This is a genomic window from Seonamhaeicola marinus (assembly GCF_008085455.1).
On sequence record NZ_VSDQ01000577.1, the window covers coordinates 289,872 to 309,599 of the forward strand.

The 19,728-nt window shown below is 34.0% G+C and carries 10 protein-coding genes; 8 read left to right on the forward strand and 2 right to left on the reverse strand.

Annotation, left to right across the window (positions count from 1 at the left end; genetic code table 11):
* Position 1: 1 nt before the first annotated feature.
* From FUA24_RS09695 to FUA24_RS09730, 8 genes are all read left to right on the forward strand, one after another.
* Complete coding sequence (locus FUA24_RS09695; RefSeq protein WP_148541789.1) at positions 2 to 730, forward strand: metallophosphoesterase family protein; 729 nt, start codon at positions 2 to 4, stop codon at positions 728 to 730.
* Between the two features lie 67 nt (positions 731 to 797).
* Positions 798 to 1,232, forward strand: coding sequence for a nucleoside 2-deoxyribosyltransferase domain-containing protein (locus FUA24_RS09700; protein ID WP_148541791.1), 435 nt, complete (start codon positions 798 to 800; stop codon positions 1,230 to 1,232).
* Between the two features lie 99 nt (positions 1,233 to 1,331).
* Complete coding sequence (locus FUA24_RS09705; RefSeq protein ID WP_148541793.1) at positions 1,332 to 2,786, forward strand: nicotinate phosphoribosyltransferase; 1,455 nt, start codon at positions 1,332 to 1,334, stop codon at positions 2,784 to 2,786.
* Positions 2,787 to 2,922: 136 nt separating this feature from the next.
* Entirely contained in the window at positions 2,923 to 6,855 is a 3,933-nt protein-coding gene (locus FUA24_RS09710; protein WP_148541795.1) for a hybrid sensor histidine kinase/response regulator, read from the forward strand.
* Positions 6,856 to 6,978: 123 nt separating this feature from the next.
* Positions 6,979 to 8,040, forward strand: coding sequence for an NHL repeat-containing protein (locus FUA24_RS09715; protein ID WP_148541797.1), 1,062 nt, complete (start codon positions 6,979 to 6,981; stop codon positions 8,038 to 8,040).
* The gene (locus tag FUA24_RS09720; RefSeq protein ID WP_148541799.1) at positions 8,041 to 10,362 is read left to right on the forward strand and encodes a PSD1 and planctomycete cytochrome C domain-containing protein; all 2,322 of its coding nucleotides are present in this window, start codon (positions 8,041 to 8,043) and stop codon (positions 10,360 to 10,362) included.
* 5 nt (positions 10,363 to 10,367) lie between these two features.
* The gene (locus FUA24_RS09725; RefSeq protein WP_148541801.1) at positions 10,368 to 11,822 is read left to right on the forward strand and encodes a DUF1501 domain-containing protein; all 1,455 of its coding nucleotides are present in this window, start codon (positions 10,368 to 10,370) and stop codon (positions 11,820 to 11,822) included.
* Positions 11,823 to 11,824: 2 nt separating this feature from the next.
* On the forward strand, positions 11,825 to 13,948 hold the full coding sequence (locus FUA24_RS09730; protein ID WP_148541803.1) for a c-type cytochrome domain-containing protein: 2,124 nt from the start codon (positions 11,825 to 11,827) through the stop codon (positions 13,946 to 13,948).
* 91 nt (positions 13,949 to 14,039) lie between these two features.
* On the opposite strand, the gene FUA24_RS09735 is transcribed toward FUA24_RS09730, so the two are convergent.
* Together FUA24_RS09735 and FUA24_RS09740 are read right to left on the reverse strand one after the other, a co-directional pair.
* Positions 14,040 to 18,932: a DNA repair ATPase gene (locus tag FUA24_RS09735; protein WP_148541805.1), complete on the reverse strand. Its 4,893-nt coding sequence runs from the start codon at positions 18,930 to 18,932 to the stop codon at positions 14,040 to 14,042.
* Between the two features lie 72 nt (positions 18,933 to 19,004).
* Positions 19,005 to 19,637: a hypothetical protein gene (locus FUA24_RS09740; protein ID WP_148541807.1), complete on the reverse strand. Its 633-nt coding sequence runs from the start codon at positions 19,635 to 19,637 to the stop codon at positions 19,005 to 19,007.
* Positions 19,638 to 19,728 lie beyond the last annotated feature (91 nt).

Consider the following 19,728-nt stretch of genomic DNA (forward strand, 5'->3'; position numbering starts at 1 on the left):
AATGAAAAGAACACTAGTCATAGGGGATATACACGGTGGGCTAAAAGCTTTGATACAAGTTTTAGAGCGTGTCAAAGCAACGGTAAATGATACGCTGATATTTTTAGGTGATTATGTAGATGGCTGGAGTGAATCAGCGCAAACCATTCAATATCTTATGGCATTATCTGAAACTCATCAATGTATTTTTATCAAAGGGAATCATGATGTCTGGTGTGAAGATTATTTAAGAACGGGAGAAGCCAATTCAACATGGCTATTCCATGGTGGAAGACTCACGGTAGAAAGTTATAAAGGTATTTCCGAAGAGGATAAAAAAACACATTTAAATTTCTTTGAACGTATGAAGTTGTATTACGTAGATGAAAATAAGAGGCTTTTTATTCATGCGGGGTATACGTCTATGAAAGGACCAGAACAGGAATTTCGTAAATCTAATTATAATTGGGACAGAACCCTATGGGAAATGGCTTTGGTAATGGATAAACGTGTACAAAGACACTCCGTTTTGTATCCAAAACGTCTAAAGTTATACAAAGAAATTTATATAGGTCATACCCCAACGTTGTATTATAATATCACAGTGCCCATGAATGCCATTAATGTATGGAATATAGATACTGGTGCTGCATTTACAGGTAGTCTAACAGTGCTTGATGTTGGTACTAAAAAATACTGGCAAAGTGATAATGTCTATAAGCTCTACCCAAATGAAAAGGGTAGAAATTAAACATTGTTTCCTCTAATTGTTGTCAATTTCCCATAAGGGGTGTTTTTAATTCAATCAAATCAATCCAATGATATACACACCACACAATCAGATTAAAGCAAAAGAAACTCATAAAGACTATGTGTTCCTCGCAGGAAGTATCGATTTAAACTTAGACGGAAACTGGAGGGAACAAGTCATTAATTTGATAGGGGATAAGGTGCATTTTATTGATCCCACGATATCTGGTCATGACGCAATGAATGATCTTCAGATGGAAAGCCACATCAACTGGGAGTTAGATATGCTCGACTTAGCTGATAAAGTATTCCTAAATTTTTTAGAGGAATCTAAATCGCCTATTTCATTAGTTGAATTAGGAATGTATACCAGAACATCTAAGTTAATTGTGGTTTGTCCAAATGCATTTTATAAAAGCAGATATATAAAAACCCTATGTAAAAAGTATAAAATTCCTCTGTTTACTACGCTAGATGCTGCGGTACGGACTAGTTTTTGTTAAAATTACCCAATATGTGTAAAAAATACACAAAATAATTTGCAGATGTAGAATTGTGTTTTATATTTGTGTATATATTACGCAAATATAAATTTTAACGTTATGAATCCACTATTATTTACAGACGGTTACAAAGTAGATCACAGAAGGCAATATCCAGAAAATACCACTTTGGTGTATTCGAATTGGACACCACGAAAGAGTCGAATTGCAGGAGTTGATGAGGTGGTATTTTTCGGATTACAATACTTTATAAAAAAGTACATGATAGAAGATTTTCAAGAGAATTTTTTCAATCAGCCCAAAGAGGTCGTATGTAAAAGATATGCCAGACGCATCAATAATTATCTCGGTGAAAATAAAGTGGGTGTTCAGCACATTTCAGATTTACACGATTTAGGGTATTTACCCATGGTTATTAAGGCTTTACCGGAAGGGGTTTCTGTTCCGGTTAGAGTACCTATGTTTACTATGTATAATACCAAACCAGAATTTTTTTGGCTGACTAACTACTTTGAAACCTTGTTATCTACAACGGTTTGGTTACCATGTAATTCTGCAACTATTGCAAAACAGTACCGTACTATTTTAGATAAATATGCCCAGGAGACATCTTCTGTACCAGAGTTTGTGGATTGGCAGGGACACGACTTTTCTATGCGCGGTATGGCTGGTTTAGAGGCTGCTAAATTAAGTGCTACTGGGCACCTGCTTAGTTTTACAGGTACAGATACCATACCTGCTATAGATTTTTTAGAAACCTATTATAATGCTGATTCTGATACCGAATTGATTGGTGGTTCTGTTGCCGCTACAGAGCACTCTGTAATGTGTATGGGTACCGATACAGGCGAGCAAGACACATTTAAACGGTTGATTACAGAAGTATATCCTAGCGGTATTGTTTCTATAGTGTCCGATACATGGGATTTATGGAAAGTGCTCACCGAATATTTGCCAAACTTAAAAGAAGAGGTACTCAATAGAGAGGGAAAGGTGGTTATTCGTCCCGATAGTGGAGACCCTGTAGACATTATTTGTGGTAATCCTAATGCCAAGACCTTAAAAGAACAAAAAGGCGTCATAGAATTGCTATGGGATGTTTTTGGCGGAAGTATAAACAGCAAAGGTTACAAGGAATTAGATTCGCATATAGGTGCTATTTACGGGGATAGTATCACTTTAGAAAGAGCAGAACAAATTTGTGAACGCTTAAAACAAAAGGGCTTTGCATCTACCAATGTAGTTTTAGGCATAGGATCTTTTACCTACCAATACAATACAAGAGATACTTTCGGATTTGCAATGAAGGCTACTTACGGTGAAGTGGAAGGTGAAGGGCGTGAAATTTTTAAAGACCCCATCACAGATGATGGCACTAAAAAATCAGCAAAAGGTCTTCTTAAAATCATCAAGTCTAACGGTACTTATCAACTTATTGATAAAGTAACTTGGGCTGAAGAAAAGCAAGGTGAACTAAAAGAAGTTTACAGAGATGGAAAGCTTCTAGTAAATGAATCTTTGGTTAATATTCGAAAACGCATGAAGGCTGTATAAGGCCTTTCTCTAAATCCTCACTAACCATAGTGAGGATTTTTCATTTTAATTATTACCCAAATCTAACAGCTTATTTCTAACCCTTTTTTTGATTTTAAAGCTAAAGCATTATAATTGTATTACTTTAGAGTGCACAATGACGTATAAATTATTAAAACATCTTAGTTGTATAGTTTTACTACTTTTTTCAGTAGGTCATTCTTATGCGCAAAAATTTATAGATAATTTTCAAGTTACTCAGTATAAGTTGCCTATTGAGACATCAGCAAAAGATATACTAGAGGACTCCTATGGCTTTTTATGGATTGCCTCAACAAATGGCTTATGGCGTTATAATGGTAGTAATTTTAAAAATTATATTAAAAACGAAGAACAAACAAACAGTATAACAGATAATAATATCTCTTGTTTGTATGAAGACCAAAATAAGGTGCTATGGATAGGGACTTATGGAGGAGGCCTCTTAAAATATAATAGAGAATGTGATTGCTTTGAATCGTTTATTCATGATGAAGAAAACCCTCAAAGTCTAAGTTTTAATGAGGTGAGAACCATATTTGAAACTAAAAATAAAACACTCTATATAGGTACAGATGGTGGAGGCTTAAACGAATTGGATCGTGAAACACATCTTTTTAAATCATTTAAACATAGTGCTCAAGATACTTTAAGCCTTAGTCACAATAATGTTTTAGCATTAGAAGAAGACCCAGACGGAAATTTATTAGTGGGCACTTGGATAGGACTAAACATTTTTAACCCTATTGATAAAAAAATTACTCGTGTTCACCCTAGTCTTAACAAAGAACCGCAACCTCATTTTAGCTTAGAGTATTACAATGGCAAATTGATAACATCCTTTAAAAACTTTTCAATTTATAGGGCGGATAGCATATTTAAACCAATGAATATATCAAATAACTCTGCGCAATTTGTAAAACAGGAAAATAGCAGGAATTGTTGGTTTTTAAACGGAAATAAGGTCTCAATTTTAAATGAAGATTTAAAGTTGAAACAGGAGATAAATTTAAACAAGCTTTTTAATAGTGAGTATTATTTTATTTTAGATAGGGTATTTCACAATAAAAACAAAAATACATCGTGGGTATTAGCCAGAGATGGAAGCTTTTTTCATTTTGAAAAAAACACATCACCTTTTAAACCTTTTAGCAAAAAGATTACTGGGTATAGTAGAATCTCAAAAATAGATTCAAATAACTGGGTTTCATATAATCAGTCAATCTACGTTTATAATAATACCGGACAAGCACGCCGTATAAATAATAGTTTTGAAAGAGAACCTCATATAGCTACCCAACATAATAAAAATGTATGGGTTGTAGACGCCAGGAATTTATATGAATATACTGTTAACGGAGATTTGTTAAATAGATTTCCTCTTAAAACAGACCCAAGAAGTGTATTACTTACTAGAAATGGAAATTTATGGATAGGAGAGATTTTAGGTGCTAAAAAGTTTAATATAAATACTAAGGAGGTTTTAAATTTTGAATGTGATCCAGACGTACCAAATGGAATAGGGTATTTTCACTGGACATCAAAGATTTTTGAAGATCATCAAGGTCAGATATGGATAGGAACTAATGGAGATGGTTTAAAAAAATATGTACCAGAGTCTAATGAATTCATTCATTACAGACATAAAATAGGGGATAAAACAAGTCTTAACAATAATTTTGTAAATGATATTTTTGAAGATAAAGAACATAATCTTTGGATTGGTACTAGGGTAGGTTTATGCAAGTTAAATCGGGAAACCAGCACGTTTTTTCAGTGCGAAAATCAAATAATTAAAGACAAGATTATTAATTCCATTCAACAAGATTCTGAGAACAACTTGTGGTTGGGGACACTTAATGGACTGATAAAGTATAATTACGAAAATGATAGTGCACGTATTTTAAATAGGCAAGATGGCGTCTTATCTCATAAAATAGGAACTTCAAGTATACATTTAAATACTAACGAACTTGTTTTTGGAACTACCAAAGGGTTAATGCGATTTAATCCCAAAGAAATAAGAGAAAGCACTAAAAGTTCGGACATATACATTTCAAAGCTATGGGTGAATAATGAGGTTATAACACCAAATACCTCATATATTTCTAAGAATATAGAAGTAGAGAAAGATGTGTTTTTGGGACATAAAGACAAAAAGTTCGAGTTTGAATTTCAGGTCATTAATTTTAACAATAATGGAAGGTGTAAGTTTGCTTATAAGCTAGACGGGTATGATAAAACTTGGATTCAAGCCTATTCCAATCAAAAAGCCACATATACCAACATTCCGTCTGGCAACTATACATTTATGATAAAGGCCAGTAATGAAGATGGTGTTTGGAGTAACACCATTAAGAAAATAAATGTATTTATTAAGCCTCCCTTCTGGGAACAATTGTGGGTAGAAGTACTAGCTTTAATAACCATAATACTATTATTTGTATTAATTATTTGGTTAATCATTAAAAGAGAAAGAAGTCGTTCTCAATTTGAAATAGAAAAAGAAAGGGTGCTTCAAGCTGAAGAACTTACCAAATTGAAATTAAAGTTTTTTACAAACATTTCACACGAACTTAGAACTCCGCTAACTCTAATTTCTTCACCTTTAAATAAGTACATTCAAGAGAAGACAAAGCCAACTAATAAGGTCTTAGAAATGATGTATCGTAATAGTGCTCGTTTATTAGAACTGGTAAATCAGATTTTAGATTTTAGAAAATTAGAAACGAATCAGAAACTCCAAATACGTCCTTATAAAACCGCTTCAGTTTTTAATAATATAAATACCTCATTACAATATTGGGCAAAAGAGAAAAACATCGCTTATAACAGTGAATTTCCTAATGAAGCTATTGAAGCCTATTTTGATGAAGATGTTATAAAAAAGATTACTACTAATTTACTGTCTAATGCTTTTAAATATACACCTCAAGGCGGCAAGGTTTCATTAATAGTAAAGTTTTTAGACACCGAAATAGATATAGATAACACCTTGGTTAATGGTACTATGGAAATTCATGTTATTGATAACGGTTCAGGGATTCCAGAGGAGTATCAAGAAAAGGTTTTTGAACGTTTTTACCAACTTGATGAAAATCCCGATTTTGGTTATAGTAGCGGAATTGGTTTATCATTAACTTCAGAATTAGTAAAACTCCACAAAGGCAGCATTGAACTTAAAAGTAATAAGGACGAAGGTAGCTACTTTAAAGTAAAAATACCTGTAGGATTAAATAGTTATGAAAACACATTTTCAAAGATAGCGAGCAAACTTCCTGAAATAGATTCTAATAAAACAGTGATTTTAATTGTTGAAGATAATCATGATATTAGGAATTATATAAAGGAAGAATTAAAAGCGTTTTATCAAGTAATAGAGGCGGAAAATGGTAAAACAGGACTTCAAATAGCAGTTACCATTTTACCAGATATAATCATAAGTGATATTATGATGCCAGAATCAGACGGTATTCAATTAGCAAATCAATTAAAAAGTAATGAGCTTACTGCCCATATTCCTTTATTGTTTCTGACCGCTAAAACAGGAACTGAAAATAAAATTGCTGGCCTTAATACTGGAGCTAACGATTACATTCAAAAGCCATTTAATATTTCTGAAATAAAACTAAAGATTAATAACATTTTAGAAAGTAGGCAGCAACTGTTAAAAAAGCATTTAAAAGATAAAAGTATTGCAAACAATACTTCAAAAGAAAATACACCAGACAAATACTTAGAAAAGGTAAACTTGGTTTTAGAGAATAATCTCGATAATTCCGAATTCTCCATAGAACATTTATGTAAAGAATTAGCAGTAACGAGGTCTCAGTTGTATAGAAAAATACAAGCATTAACAGGAAAGTCAATTATAGAATATGTTAATGCATATAGACTAAGTATTGCTATGCAATTAATTAAAGAAGGGACGTTTACTCTAAAGGAAATTACCTATAAAGTTGGTTATAATGACAACCGGTATTTTAGTAGAATTTTTAAGAAGGAATTTGGCAATCCCCCATCATTTTACCTTCCTAAACCTAGAGTATAGTTGTAATTGCACAAAATGTGCACCATTTTCTTCAAAAAAGTCCACCTTATCCATTTGCGTTTAAAATATATTTGAGAACGTCATATACTTATATGTTATATAGCGTTTAAATAAAAAGAACCAATGGAAAATTCTCGTAGAGATTTTATTAAAAAAACTGGGTTGGCTAGTACAGCATTGGCTGTTCCTTCATACGGATTCACTATCATAAATAACAAATCATCTTTAAGCGATCAAATAATTGGTCATGGCGACTTTAAATACCGTGTTCATAAAGAATGGGGGAATTTAAATCCAAATACAACACCTATTAAGAATTGTCATGAAATGGTTTTAGATTCTAAAGGCAGATTGATAATGATTACCGATGAAACCAAGAACAATATCATTATATATGACAAGTCTGGAAAATTAATTTCCACTTGGGGGCATGAATATAATTCAGGTCATGGTTTAACGCTTTTTAAAGAAGGTGAAGATGATGTATTGTTTATCACAGATCCTGGAGCAGGAAAAGTTGTTAAAACGACTGTTGATGGTAAAGTCATTATGGAGTTGCCTAATCCAAAAGACATTGGGGTTTACACCAAAAAAATGCGTTATAAACCCACGGAAACAGCTATTGCCCCAAATGGTGATATTTATGTGTCTGATGGCTATGGTTCTGATTGGGTGCTTCAATTTAATAAAGAAGGGGAGTTTATTAGAAAATTTGGAGGTAGAGGACATTTGGATAACCAATTAAGCAACGCACATGGTGTAGCAATAGATGATAGAGATCCCAATAACATAACCCTATTGTGCACATCCAGAACCCATAATTCATTCAAGAGGTTTACACTAGATGGTACATATTTATCAACTATCTTTTTACCAGGAGCGTATGTTTGTAGACCAGTGGTTGATGGAGAGAATATCTATTCAGGAGTTTGTTGGTCCAGAATGAAATATCTAGAACGTGTTCCAGATTCTGGTTTTGTAACCATTTTAGATAAAAACGATAAAGTGGTATCCAATCCTGGTGGAACCAAACCAAAATACAAAGGAGGTGAGCTTCAACTAATGCTTCAAAATACAGCGTTGTTTAACCACTGTCATGATGTATGTGTAGACGAAGACAAGAACTTATACATCTGCCAATGGAATGCGAATAAATCATATCCTATAAAACTAGAAAGAGTTTAAATGAAGTCATATTATTTACTTTTAATACTATGTTTAGCAGCCCTGTTTTCATGCAAAGACAATGAAGGGGCTTACATTAATACGCCCGAAAAAAAAGTACCTAAAATAGTTGATTATAATTTTGATGTTAGGCCAATACTATCCGATAAATGTTTCAATTGCCATGGTCCCGATGCCAATAAAAGAGCTGCTAGTTTAAGATTAGATACAGAAGAAGGCGCTTATGCCGTTTTAAAAGAATCACCAAATAAACATGCTATTGTAGGTGGAAAGCCAAATCAGTCTGAAGCTTTCTTAAGAATTATATCTGAAGATACCACCAAGGTAATGCCACCTCCAGAGTCTAATTTAAAACTATCCGATTACGAAATTAAGGTTATTAAAAAATGGATTAAACAAGGCGCAAAATATCAACAACATTGGGCCTTTATGCCTATTGAAAAACCTACCTTACCTGAGGTGAATAAGGCTGATTGGGCAGTTAATGAAATTGATCATTTTATTCTAGAGAAACTAGAAGACTTAGGTCTAGCTCCAAATGAAGAAGCAACTAAAGAACAATTATTAAAACGTCTTTCGTTTGATATTACTGGTTTACCTCCAACTGTAGAAATGCAAGAGGCGTTTTTAAATGATACCTCTCAAAATGCTTATGAAAAAGTTGTTGATGAATTACTAGCTAGCAAGCACTATGGAGAAAAAATGGCAAGCTCTTGGTTAGATGTTGCGCGTTATGCAGATTCTCATGGTTATCAAGATGATGAGTTGAGAACCATGTGGCCTTGGAGAGATTGGGTCATACATGCGTTTAATGAAAATTACAGCTATAAAAAGTTTGTCACTTGGCAACTAGCAGGTGATTTACTCCCAAATAAGCATATGGAAACTGTTTTAGCTACAGGGTTTAATCGAAATCATAAAATAACTCAAGAAGGAGGCATTGTAGTAGAGGAATACAGAATAGAAACCATAACAGATAGAACCAACACTTTTGGAAAAGCATTTTTAGGGTTAACTTTTGAATGTGCTAAATGTCATGATCATAAATATGACCCTATATCGCAAAAAGACTATTACAGCACCTTCGCCTTTTTTGAGAATACTCCTTATAAAAAATCAAGTAAAATTAATGCGAGTTTAAGGGTGTTAGCAGAACCGCCTTTTTTATCCATATCTAATGAATTGGCAAAAGATAGTTTACCCTTTATAAATAAGAAGAAAGGGTATAAGAATGTTGAGGTTATGGTTATGGAAGAATTAAAAGACAGAAGACCAACCCGTATTTTAGATAGGGGAGCTTACGATGCTAAAACAGATACCGTAACACATAATTTACCAGAATCCATTTTAGTTTTTGATAAAGATAAATACCCAGCTAATCGCTTAGGTTTATCGCAATGGTTATTCAATGAAAACAACCCTTTAACAAGTAGAGTGTATGTTAATCGTGTTTGGCAAGATATCTTTGGCGCTGGTATTGTAAAAACCTCGGGTGATTTTGGGATGCAAGGAGAATTACCTTCACATGTCGGACTGCTTAATTGGCTCTCAGCTGACTTCATTGAGAGTGATTGGGACATTAAAAGATTGATTAAAAATATTGTAATGTCTTCAACCTATAAACAATCCTCTAGAATGAATGAAAGAAAGCTGGCTGTGGACCCAGAGAATAGGTATTTGTCGTATATGCCTCGGGCACGGTATACTTCGGAAATGGTTAGAGACCACGTTCTTGCAAGTAGCGGTTTGTTAAATAGAGAAATTGGAGGACGCAGCGTTAAAACCTATCAGCCCGATGGTTTATGGAAAACAGCATCTTCAGGTAGAGGCATGTTGGTGTATTATGTGCAAGATCATGATCAAGACTTGTACCGTAGAGGTATATATACTTTTATAAAAAGAACCTCATTACCACCAGTTCAAATGATATTTGATGCTACTACAAGAGATCAATGCGAGGTAAGGCGATTAAGCACAATGACCCCGTTACAAGCATTAGTGCTTTTAAATGACCCAACTGTATTAGAGGCATCTAGAGTGTTTTCTGAAAGGCTTTTACAGGAGAATAGTTCAGTAGAGGCCAAGATTGATAAGGCATTCAGGAGTATTTTATGTAGAAAGATTAAACCAGAAGAAAAAGAGTTACTACTTAACTATTACAATAAACAAGAAGTTTTGTTTAAAGAAGATAAAGACAGAGCATATGATTTTGTTAATGTCGGTGAATACCCATTAACCAATACAGATAAAAGTAAAATAGCTGCACTTATGCAAATTATTCATACCATGTATAATATGGAAGAAGCCATTGTGAAAATATAAGCCCTATGAAAAAAGAAGTTTTTGAACATCACTTAAATATTAACCGCAGACATTTCTTTAAAAAAGCAGCAATGGGTTTAGGAGGTGTTGCTTTAGGTTCTTTATTAGTACCAGACTTATTTAAAGGATCTCAAGAGGCGGCTAACCAATTGCCATTAGGATTAAAACATTTTGCCTCAAAAGCTAAACGAATAATTATGTTGGTTCAAAACGGTGCGCCTTCACAATTAGAAACCTTCGATTTTAAACCGAAGTTACGAGATATGTTTGGTCAAGATTTGCCCGAATCTATCAGACAAGGGCAGCGACTCACAGGAATGACTGCGCACCAAAAGAGTTTTCCATTAGTTGGCTCCAAGTTTAGTTTTAAGCAACATGGAAACTCGGGAGCTTGGGTGAGTGAATTATTGCCCAATATAGCCAAGATAACAGATGATATTTGCATTGTAAAAAGTATGCATACCGATGCCATAAATCATGATCCTGCTTTGACATTTTTGCAAACGGGTGCCCAAGTGGGCAATCGTCCAAGTATGGGGTCTTGGTTTAGTTATGGTTTAGGTAGTGAAAACAAAAATTTGCCAGCGTTTTGTGTGTTATTATCAAAAGGTGGAGGAAACGGTCAAGGTGTGTATTCCAAATTATGGTCAAACGGGTTTTTAGATAGCACACATCAAGGCGTTCAATTAAGTGCAAGTGAAGACCCTATTTTGTACTTAAATAATCCTAAAGGGATGAATATGAAGTCCCGTAGAGAGATGTTAAATCATTTAGGGGCTTTAAATGAAATGGGATATAAAGAGTTTAATGACCCAGAAATTCATGCCAAAATTAAACAGTATGAAATGGCCTTTAGAATGCAAACCGCGGTTCCAGAAATAACAGATGTTTCAAAAGAGCCAGACCATATTAAAAAGCTATATGGGGCAGATTCTATGGTGCCAGGTACTTATGCGGCTAATTGTTTGTTAGCAAGAAAATTATCAGAAGCTGGAGTGCGCTTTGTGCAGTTATATCATCAAGGTTGGGATCAGCATAACAATTTAGTCGGACAAATTAAAGGCCAGGCTAAGGATGTTGATCAGGCCAGTGCAGCCTTAATAACTGACTTAAAACAGCGTGGATTGTTAGATGAAACCTTGGTAATTTGGGGTGGTGAATTTGGAAGAACCAATTACTGTCAAGGCAAACTAACTAAAGACAATTATGGTAGAGACCATCACCCTAGAGCCTTTAGTATTTTTATGGCCGGCGGAGGAATAAAAGCGGGAACAGTTTACGGGAAAACAGACGAGTTAGGGTATAATATCATTGACAACCCCGTACATATTCATGATTTACATGCTACAATTATGCATCTTATGGGATTAGACCATGAAAAACTAACCTTTAAACATTTGGGAAGACGTTTTAGACTTACAGATATTCATGGACATGTTGTAAAGGATATATTAGCTTAAGTATGAAAAAAATCACGTCTATAGCTTTAAACGCATTACTGTTTTTACATTGTTTACTGCTTTTTTTAATAGTTTTTGAATCTTCTGTGAAAATTCCGTTTTGGTTGCAGCCAGTCGGAAGAATGCATCCAATTCTACTTCATTTTCCAGTAGCTTTTATTGCCTTATTGGTTTTGTTAAACCTACTAAAAGGGCAATTAGATAAAGATACTTTCAAGAAAATTAACTTATTTCTGTTACTTATAACAGCGCTTAGTACTGTTTTAGCCACAATAATGGGATTTGTACTTTCTTTAGAAGGCTATGAGTCTGATGTAATGCGTTTGCATAAATGGGGAGGTATAATCTTATCTTTTATTCTTTATGGTCTTGTTGTGCTACGTGAAAAAACCAGGTTGTACCAAGCTCTACTTTATGTTGGTCTTTTGGGTGTTGTGGTGGTCGGACACTATGGAGCTGGACTTACCCATGGCACTGGCTTTATAACGGAGCCATTACTAGTTGCTAAAAAAGCTGAGGTTAATGATAATACACCAATTTACGCGGCTTATATAAAGCCAATATTAGATTCAAAATGTACCAGTTGTCATAATGATCAAAAACAAAAGGGAGAATTAAATTTAAGTTCTATTAAAGGTATTGCAAAAGGAGGTAAAAATGGAGCGCTTTGGGTTGCTCATCAACCAGAAAGAAGTCTCTTTATGCAACGCGTACATTTACCTATTGAAGAAAAAGAGCATATGCCACCAGAAGGAAAACCACAACTAACACCTAATGAAATAGAATTATTAGAAGCTTGGATTTTACATGGTACAAATGATACTATTTCTTTTGCCGAATTAAAGGAAAATGCCCCATTAAAAGCATTAGTTGGAGAAAAATGGCAAAAATCTAACAGTTCTAAAATACCTCAGTATGATTTTGATTTTGCAGATAAGACTGTTCTAGAATCGCTTAATTCACCATATAGAACTGTCATACAAAAATCACCTAAGTCGCCAGCTATCGATGTATCAATTTATGGTGAGTCCACCTATAGCTTAGAGCATTTAACTGAACTATCAAAGATTAAAGAGCAGTTGGTGTTTCTTAATGTATCTAAACTTCCCATTGATTCCAAAGCTATGGCGTTTATAGGTACATTAACAAGTTTAGAACAGGTCATTCTAAATGGAACAGGAATAGAGAGTACAGATTTAAAAGCTCTTGAGGCATGTGTTAATCTAAAGTCTATTTCTTTATCGAGTACAAACGTTGATGCTTCAGTTTTAAACTCTTTAAAACAGTTAAAAAACCTAAAGGAGGTATTTATTTGGAATACGTCTATTACGGCCGAAGAGGTTGAAGATTTTAAAAAAGCATTACCATCTGTTAAGTTTTTTGAAGGTTATGTTTCTGATGCCAATACCTTGGTGAGTCTAACGCCGCCAATACTTAAAGGAAGGGTAAATGTGATAAACTCTGGAGATAAAGTAAAAATTTGGCATAAAATGGACGGGGTTCAAATTCGGTATACAGAGAATGGCGATGTACCAGATGAAACGTCTAAACTCTTAGAATCTGATTTGGTAATAGATTTAGAGGGACAAAGAACAAAAACGATAAAGGCTATTGCTTATAAAGAAGGTTGGAAGCCTAGTAAGGTTAGAAACTTTACCTTCCAGGATAAAGGCTATTTACCAGAGTCTTTTGAACTAGAATATGAAGGTATTCTACATGAATATACTGGTTCTGCTAAAAGAATTCTATTAGATGATGTGGTAATGAATAATTCTGGAGTTTATGTTTCTAAATTTTGGTCTGCTTTTATAGAACAACCGTTAATTGCTACTGCAGATTTTGGAGATGAAACCACCACAGAATTAAAGGAAATTATAATTAGTATGGGCTATTCTTTTTATCAAAGTAGAGCAAATCAATGTTCGGTGGATTATGTAGAATTGTGGACGTCTAATGATAAAGATGATTGGAAACTAGTGCAAAAAAGAAGCTATAAAAACACAAAAAACCTGAATGATATAAGAAACATCGTTTTAAAAGTTCCTAAAGGAAAACATAGATATTACAAAGTAGTAGCACAGCCAAGTGGCATAAAAATGCACGTAGATCAGATTTTCTTTTATTAAAGTTTAAAGGGTTTTAAAAAGAGAAGGTACATTTTTACTGACCCTACTATGCTACCCGAAGTTTGAAACTTCGGGCTTGTTAATAATAAAGTTACCTATCCAACCCCTTCTTCAAAACATTTTGAATCCCTTCTAGATGCTCACTAAACTGCATCATTTGTGCAAGCACTTGTGCCATTTCGTTTTTATCACCTAGGCCATTTAGCTTATTGTTTTTTAAGAAAGTGTCTTTTATGGTTTGCCAGCGTTCTATTTCTGTTGCGTTAATAGTTTTAGAAAGCTCTTTGTATTTCAATAAATTGGCTTCTGCGGCACTGGTGAGTGTTTGCGATTCGTTTTCGTAATGCGATAAAAGTAATGTTTGTAGTTCTTTGTCGTTCATTATAGGAACAACCTTGGCCACTAGTTTATTCATATCACGGTAAGAACCTTGTAATTTAAATGAAGGTTCCGTACGGTAGTTATCATCCATGGCAGCCGATTTAATATAGGTTTCATTTACCTTTAAAACCGTATCACGTATGGTCACCACTTTATCCAAAACGGCTAAATAATCTTGAACTTCTTGTTTGGTATGATTGCCTTTAAGATTTATACCATCTTGATTTCCAGATTCAACAGCTTCTATTAATTGATAAATGTCTTCAAAAGCCTTACTACTTAATTGATGTAATACAGGATTTGAAGTTAAGGCGTTTTCAATTAAACTTAATTTGAATAAATCTGCCGTATCACCAATAATATCTCCTAAATTATAGATGTCCGCACGATTGGCTAACATATCTGGGATTTGAAACTTTTCGCCACTTTCTGTGTATGGATTTCCAGCCATAATCACACAGAACTTTTTACTACGTAAATCATAGGTTTTAGGCTTACCGTTATAAACCCCTTCTATCTTTCTGGTTCCATCGGCTAATGAAATAAATTTTTGTAAAAATTCGGGATTACAGTGCTGAATGTCGTCTAAATACAACATCACATTGTTACCCATTTCAAAAGCAAGGTTTAGCTTGTTTAACTCTTCTCGGGCTGCAGAATTATTAGCTGTTAGTGGGTCTACAGAAGTCACCTCATGACCAATTGCTGGTCCATTAATTTTCATAAAGATAAGACCAAGACGATTCGCCATATATTCCATTAAGGTGGTTTTACCATAACCGGGAGGCGATATGAGTAAAAGCATACCCATTCTATCGGTACGTTTGTTGTCTCCCACACTTCCCAATTGTTTGGATAAATTGTCTCCAAACAGTGGTAAGTACACTTGATCTATCAATTTATTCCTTACAAAGGAAGATAGAACTCTTGGTTTAAACTCCTCGAGTTTTAATTGTTCCTTAAGGTTCTCGGTAACCTTATGCTTAGCTTCTCTATAGGCATTAAAAGCAGGGACTTCTTGGTTGTAAAACTGACTTAAATTCTTAACGAATTGATGATAATTAAATTCAAAATTACCATTGGCAATGCTATTGTGACTGCCTTTTAAAGCTTCAATAGTGGCTATAGGACTTATTTGAATTATTTCTGAATGTGCTTCGCTTTTAAAAAGTATAAGTGCAACCACCTCAAAGGTGTAATCAGCAAATTCAGGAGTCTGAAGTTTAATATAAGAGCTTACCCATTGTACAGCTAATTCAATGGCATTTTTATTAATGTGCTGATCTGCTAATGCCCATTTTAAGGACGTTTTAAAAGTATTTAATGCATTTTTGCCTTCAATGGTTTTTATAAAATTCTCATATAAATCATGAGCCGTTTTGCTAATACAAAATGCATTGTTGCTTTGTAATTCATTAAACAGGTAAGTGGCCGAAGTTAGTTCTAAGGTTTTAGTATGTCCTGTATAATGTTCTGATACGATATCATAGAACTCAGAGTTTTTCAAGGCATGGCTTAAGGCATTAATCACCACATCATATTCTTTACTCTCAGGGAATGCTACAAGGACCTCGCCAGAAGCTTTAATTTTTTGATTCCAAACCGTTTTTGAATCCTGTTCTAAAGCATTCCAAAAGAACTGACCAAAGGCTCTAACTGTTGGTTCAAAACGCAGCAGTCCTAAATCATGATGCTTGCTTACCAATGTTTTTAGAATTTTAGCAGCGTCTTCATCATGAACCCCTTTTATGTAGCCTTCAGAATAGTTTTTACTGCTTTCCGCTTTTATAAGGTCGAGTAATGCAATTTCTGTAAGTTCATTTAAGTCATTTTCAGAATTCGAGAATAGCTTATATGCTAAATAAGAGGCGCGGTATATCTGGTCGTTTTCAGAGATTAATTCCTGATTCCAATACTTTTGGGAACTTACCAAAGTGTCATCTTCAATAGTTTGATAAAAATCTGTACCAGTAAGATGATATTTTAAAGTGTCATCCTTATAAACAATGGTAAGGTCTAGAGGCTGTTTGTTAACCCCAAATTTGTGTTTACCAAGTTTAATTATATTCTCACCGTCTTCATATAAATCTTGTGTGTCTTTTAACTTTCTTACTGCATCTTCTTTGGCTACTTTAAGTCCTGTTTCAATGGTTTCGGCTCTTCCTGCATCATCTAGGTCTTTAAGATCCGTTATGATGTCTCTAAGCTTATTAATCATTAAATCTGAAGCGAAATAGCCATTAATTTCTGCAGTAGACTTAAAGCTCATGGCTTTTTTAGTCACCCCTTTTAGAATTCTGCTAGCGGCAGATTCTAGGGCAATAGCTTTTTTGTTTCTGGCTTCTACAAGGCTGTTTTTTCGAGCTTCGAAAGCGTTATAAACTTCCTCACGCTTTTCGATTATTTGGGTAATAAAATCTTCAAAGTCCGCAAACCTTCCTTCTAAATCTTCTAATTGAACCGAAACTTTATTTAAGAGTTCATCAGTCTTTTCTGGAGTAGAGGCAATGTCTAAGTAATTGATAATACTTTGGTCTACAAGTTTTAATTGCGCGGTGAATTCGGCTGAAGCTTCCTTTTCACCAAGCGATTTTAACTTGCTTTTTAATCCTGCTTTCAACTGATTAATAGTTGCAAAAATCAAAGAGATATTATCAATAATTTGAGTAGAATGTGAAGCATCTTCAATCTCTAGGTTAGAAACAATATCAATTAACATTTCTAAATCTGTTGCTATTTGATTGACTTCTTCTTCTAATTTCTTAGCGGCAACTACTTTTTTGATATTTTCAAGTTCGGATGCTTTTTCCGCAACACGTTTATGATATGGTTCCAGCGCCTTGTCATTTAACAAGAACTGTACGCAGCGCTGCGAAATTTTATCGTTTTGAACTACAATCTCTTCTTCTATAGTGCTTATAAAAGCAGTATCTACATAGCGTATGTCGTTTAATCCAATAACTTCACCTCTAAGAGTTCTAAGTTGAGACAATACTGCCACAAAATCTTCAATAGATTTAAACGAACTGCTTTTTATTTTACCAAAAATACCATCGGCTTTATCCTGAGTTTCTTTAGTGATGTCAGCAGCTGTTTTTCTTAGCTGTACTACTTTTTCAAACTCATCAATAGCGGCATTGGCAGCACCATTTAATTCAGCTAAGGGCTCGTTTAAAAGAAACGTATCTGGCTCTGCTATCCAGTAATAGCTATTTAAAATATCGTTAGAAAATTTAGCAATATCATCATATAAACCATCATAACTATCTTCTTTATTTAGAAGGGTAATGAGTGCTTGACATTCTGCCATGGCCTTTACAATGTCTTTATTGCCAATTTTGTATAATAAGGTATCGGTGTGTTCCGAAGGAATAACATCGCCTTTAACAAAAGGGGTTTGCCAGATCTGAATTACATGGTGTCTGGTTTGCTCGTCTTCGGTTTTAAAGTAGCATAATTCACCATCACTTAGAACGGTGTACCCATTACAAATAATTGGGGTTTTGACTTCTTGTTCAATGACATTATAAGACATGAGGACATATAAGCCTCTTGCGCTCTCATAAAACACATACAAGAAATCTTCGCCATTAGGAGAGCTTACTTTCTTTTTAAATTTTACGTTGGAAACGTCATTGTCGAATAACTTAAATTCACCGGATTGCAGGTAGTACCCATCAGAAAAGATAATCCCCTGGTCATCTGGTAAGAGCACACAGGCATCTGCAATGCTTTCTATTTTTTTAACTTCTTGTATTTTATGATTATAAACAAAGTAACGTGAAGCCTCTTGAAAGGGTTTGATCTCTAAAGCTATAAGGTTTCCTAAGTCGGCATAGCGATACTGACCATCATCTAAGGTTTGGTCTAAATGCTCTACGGGTTCGCTATAGATACCTTTACCGTCATTGGTGTTGTCTTCGATTTTTATAGTTAAATCACCACCAATAGTCTCTACAAAAACCTTGTCTAAAATGGAAATATGCGGATGTTCACCATATACATGTTGGTCTCTTGAAGGTGTTATCCATTTAAACTCATGCTGATTCGGGAATTTAAATTCGTGCTCACTACGGTTATCAATATATTGTAGTTTTCCATCATTAATAAGCCATTTAAAGGTTTTAATATCTGAAATACTTTCGCTTAATTGAAAGACCATGTGCAGGTAATTCCCAACAATAGCAAATTTGGTAAATACCGTGTTTCTGTAATATTTATAGAGATTGGTAAAATCGTTTATAAAGGTGGCATCCTCTAATGGTGCAAGTGGCTGTATATTGAAGTGCGTATCCTTATAGGTATAGATACTAAAAACATCTGCTAATTTTATATCTGTTCTTAGTCCGAAATGCACATTATACCCAAATAAGCACATATCACCAATGGTCACAATATCTCTTGCAATACAGCTATTTTCTGTATTTATACGGTTGTTGGCTATGAGTTTGGTTTCAACGTTACCAAATACGTTTTTGCGAGCCTCATTTAACTGAGAAAGTCTAGATAGTAGTTCGCTTTTTTGTTTTTGTAAACGCCCTTGAATAATCTCGTAGGTTCCACCGTCTAATTGTATTTTGTTATCTGTATTGGTTTGTTCCATATTTATGTGTCTTTAACTCTAAAAATTTAAAGACGATAATTTTAAGTTTGTTTAACAGGGTATATCACATATTTAACCATAGGAAAAGGCTACATACGTTATTCCTCTTTGAGACATTATTTCAAGGCCTTTTAATAACGAATTTAGGTCTTCAATTAAAGTATGGTCGAGATAGGACAACTTATCTTTTGACTTCCTAACTTCGTTTTTAAAATAATTTTCCCAATTAAAATTGTACTTAAGTGCTTTGTGAATACTTTTTTCTTTTAGTTTGGATATCAATTTTTCCGTTAATTCTTTTAAATCACTTACCTTAATCCAACCATCATTAATTAAGTAATAATTTTGTTCCCATTTTTTTACTGTATTTTTAATTTTATTTTTTAGTTGTTCAATTTTGATTAGATTATTTTCTTCTTCAGCAAGATAAAGTTTGTATTCTAATTCGCTAGTATCAGGTTCTAAGTTTACAGGATAATTTCTAAACAGGTTTAGACTTAAGTCTGTCAATTTTTGAATTTGTTCAAATTCAGAATTTTTATAAGCATCAGGTCCACATAAGAAATTGCAAAAATTCCTGCTGAATTCATTATAGTATATTTGATTTTCTCCTTTTTCTTTAGAAACTAACATTACATCCAATCCCAAAGTATTTGAAAAACTAATGTGTCCGAATAAGATTAATATAGTAGTTATTACTCTCATTTTAAATAGGCTAAACATGAAGTTATAGAAAAATTTTCCCAATTATATTTTGATAAGAAATAAAGTGGGAAGAACAATTCATTGACCTGAT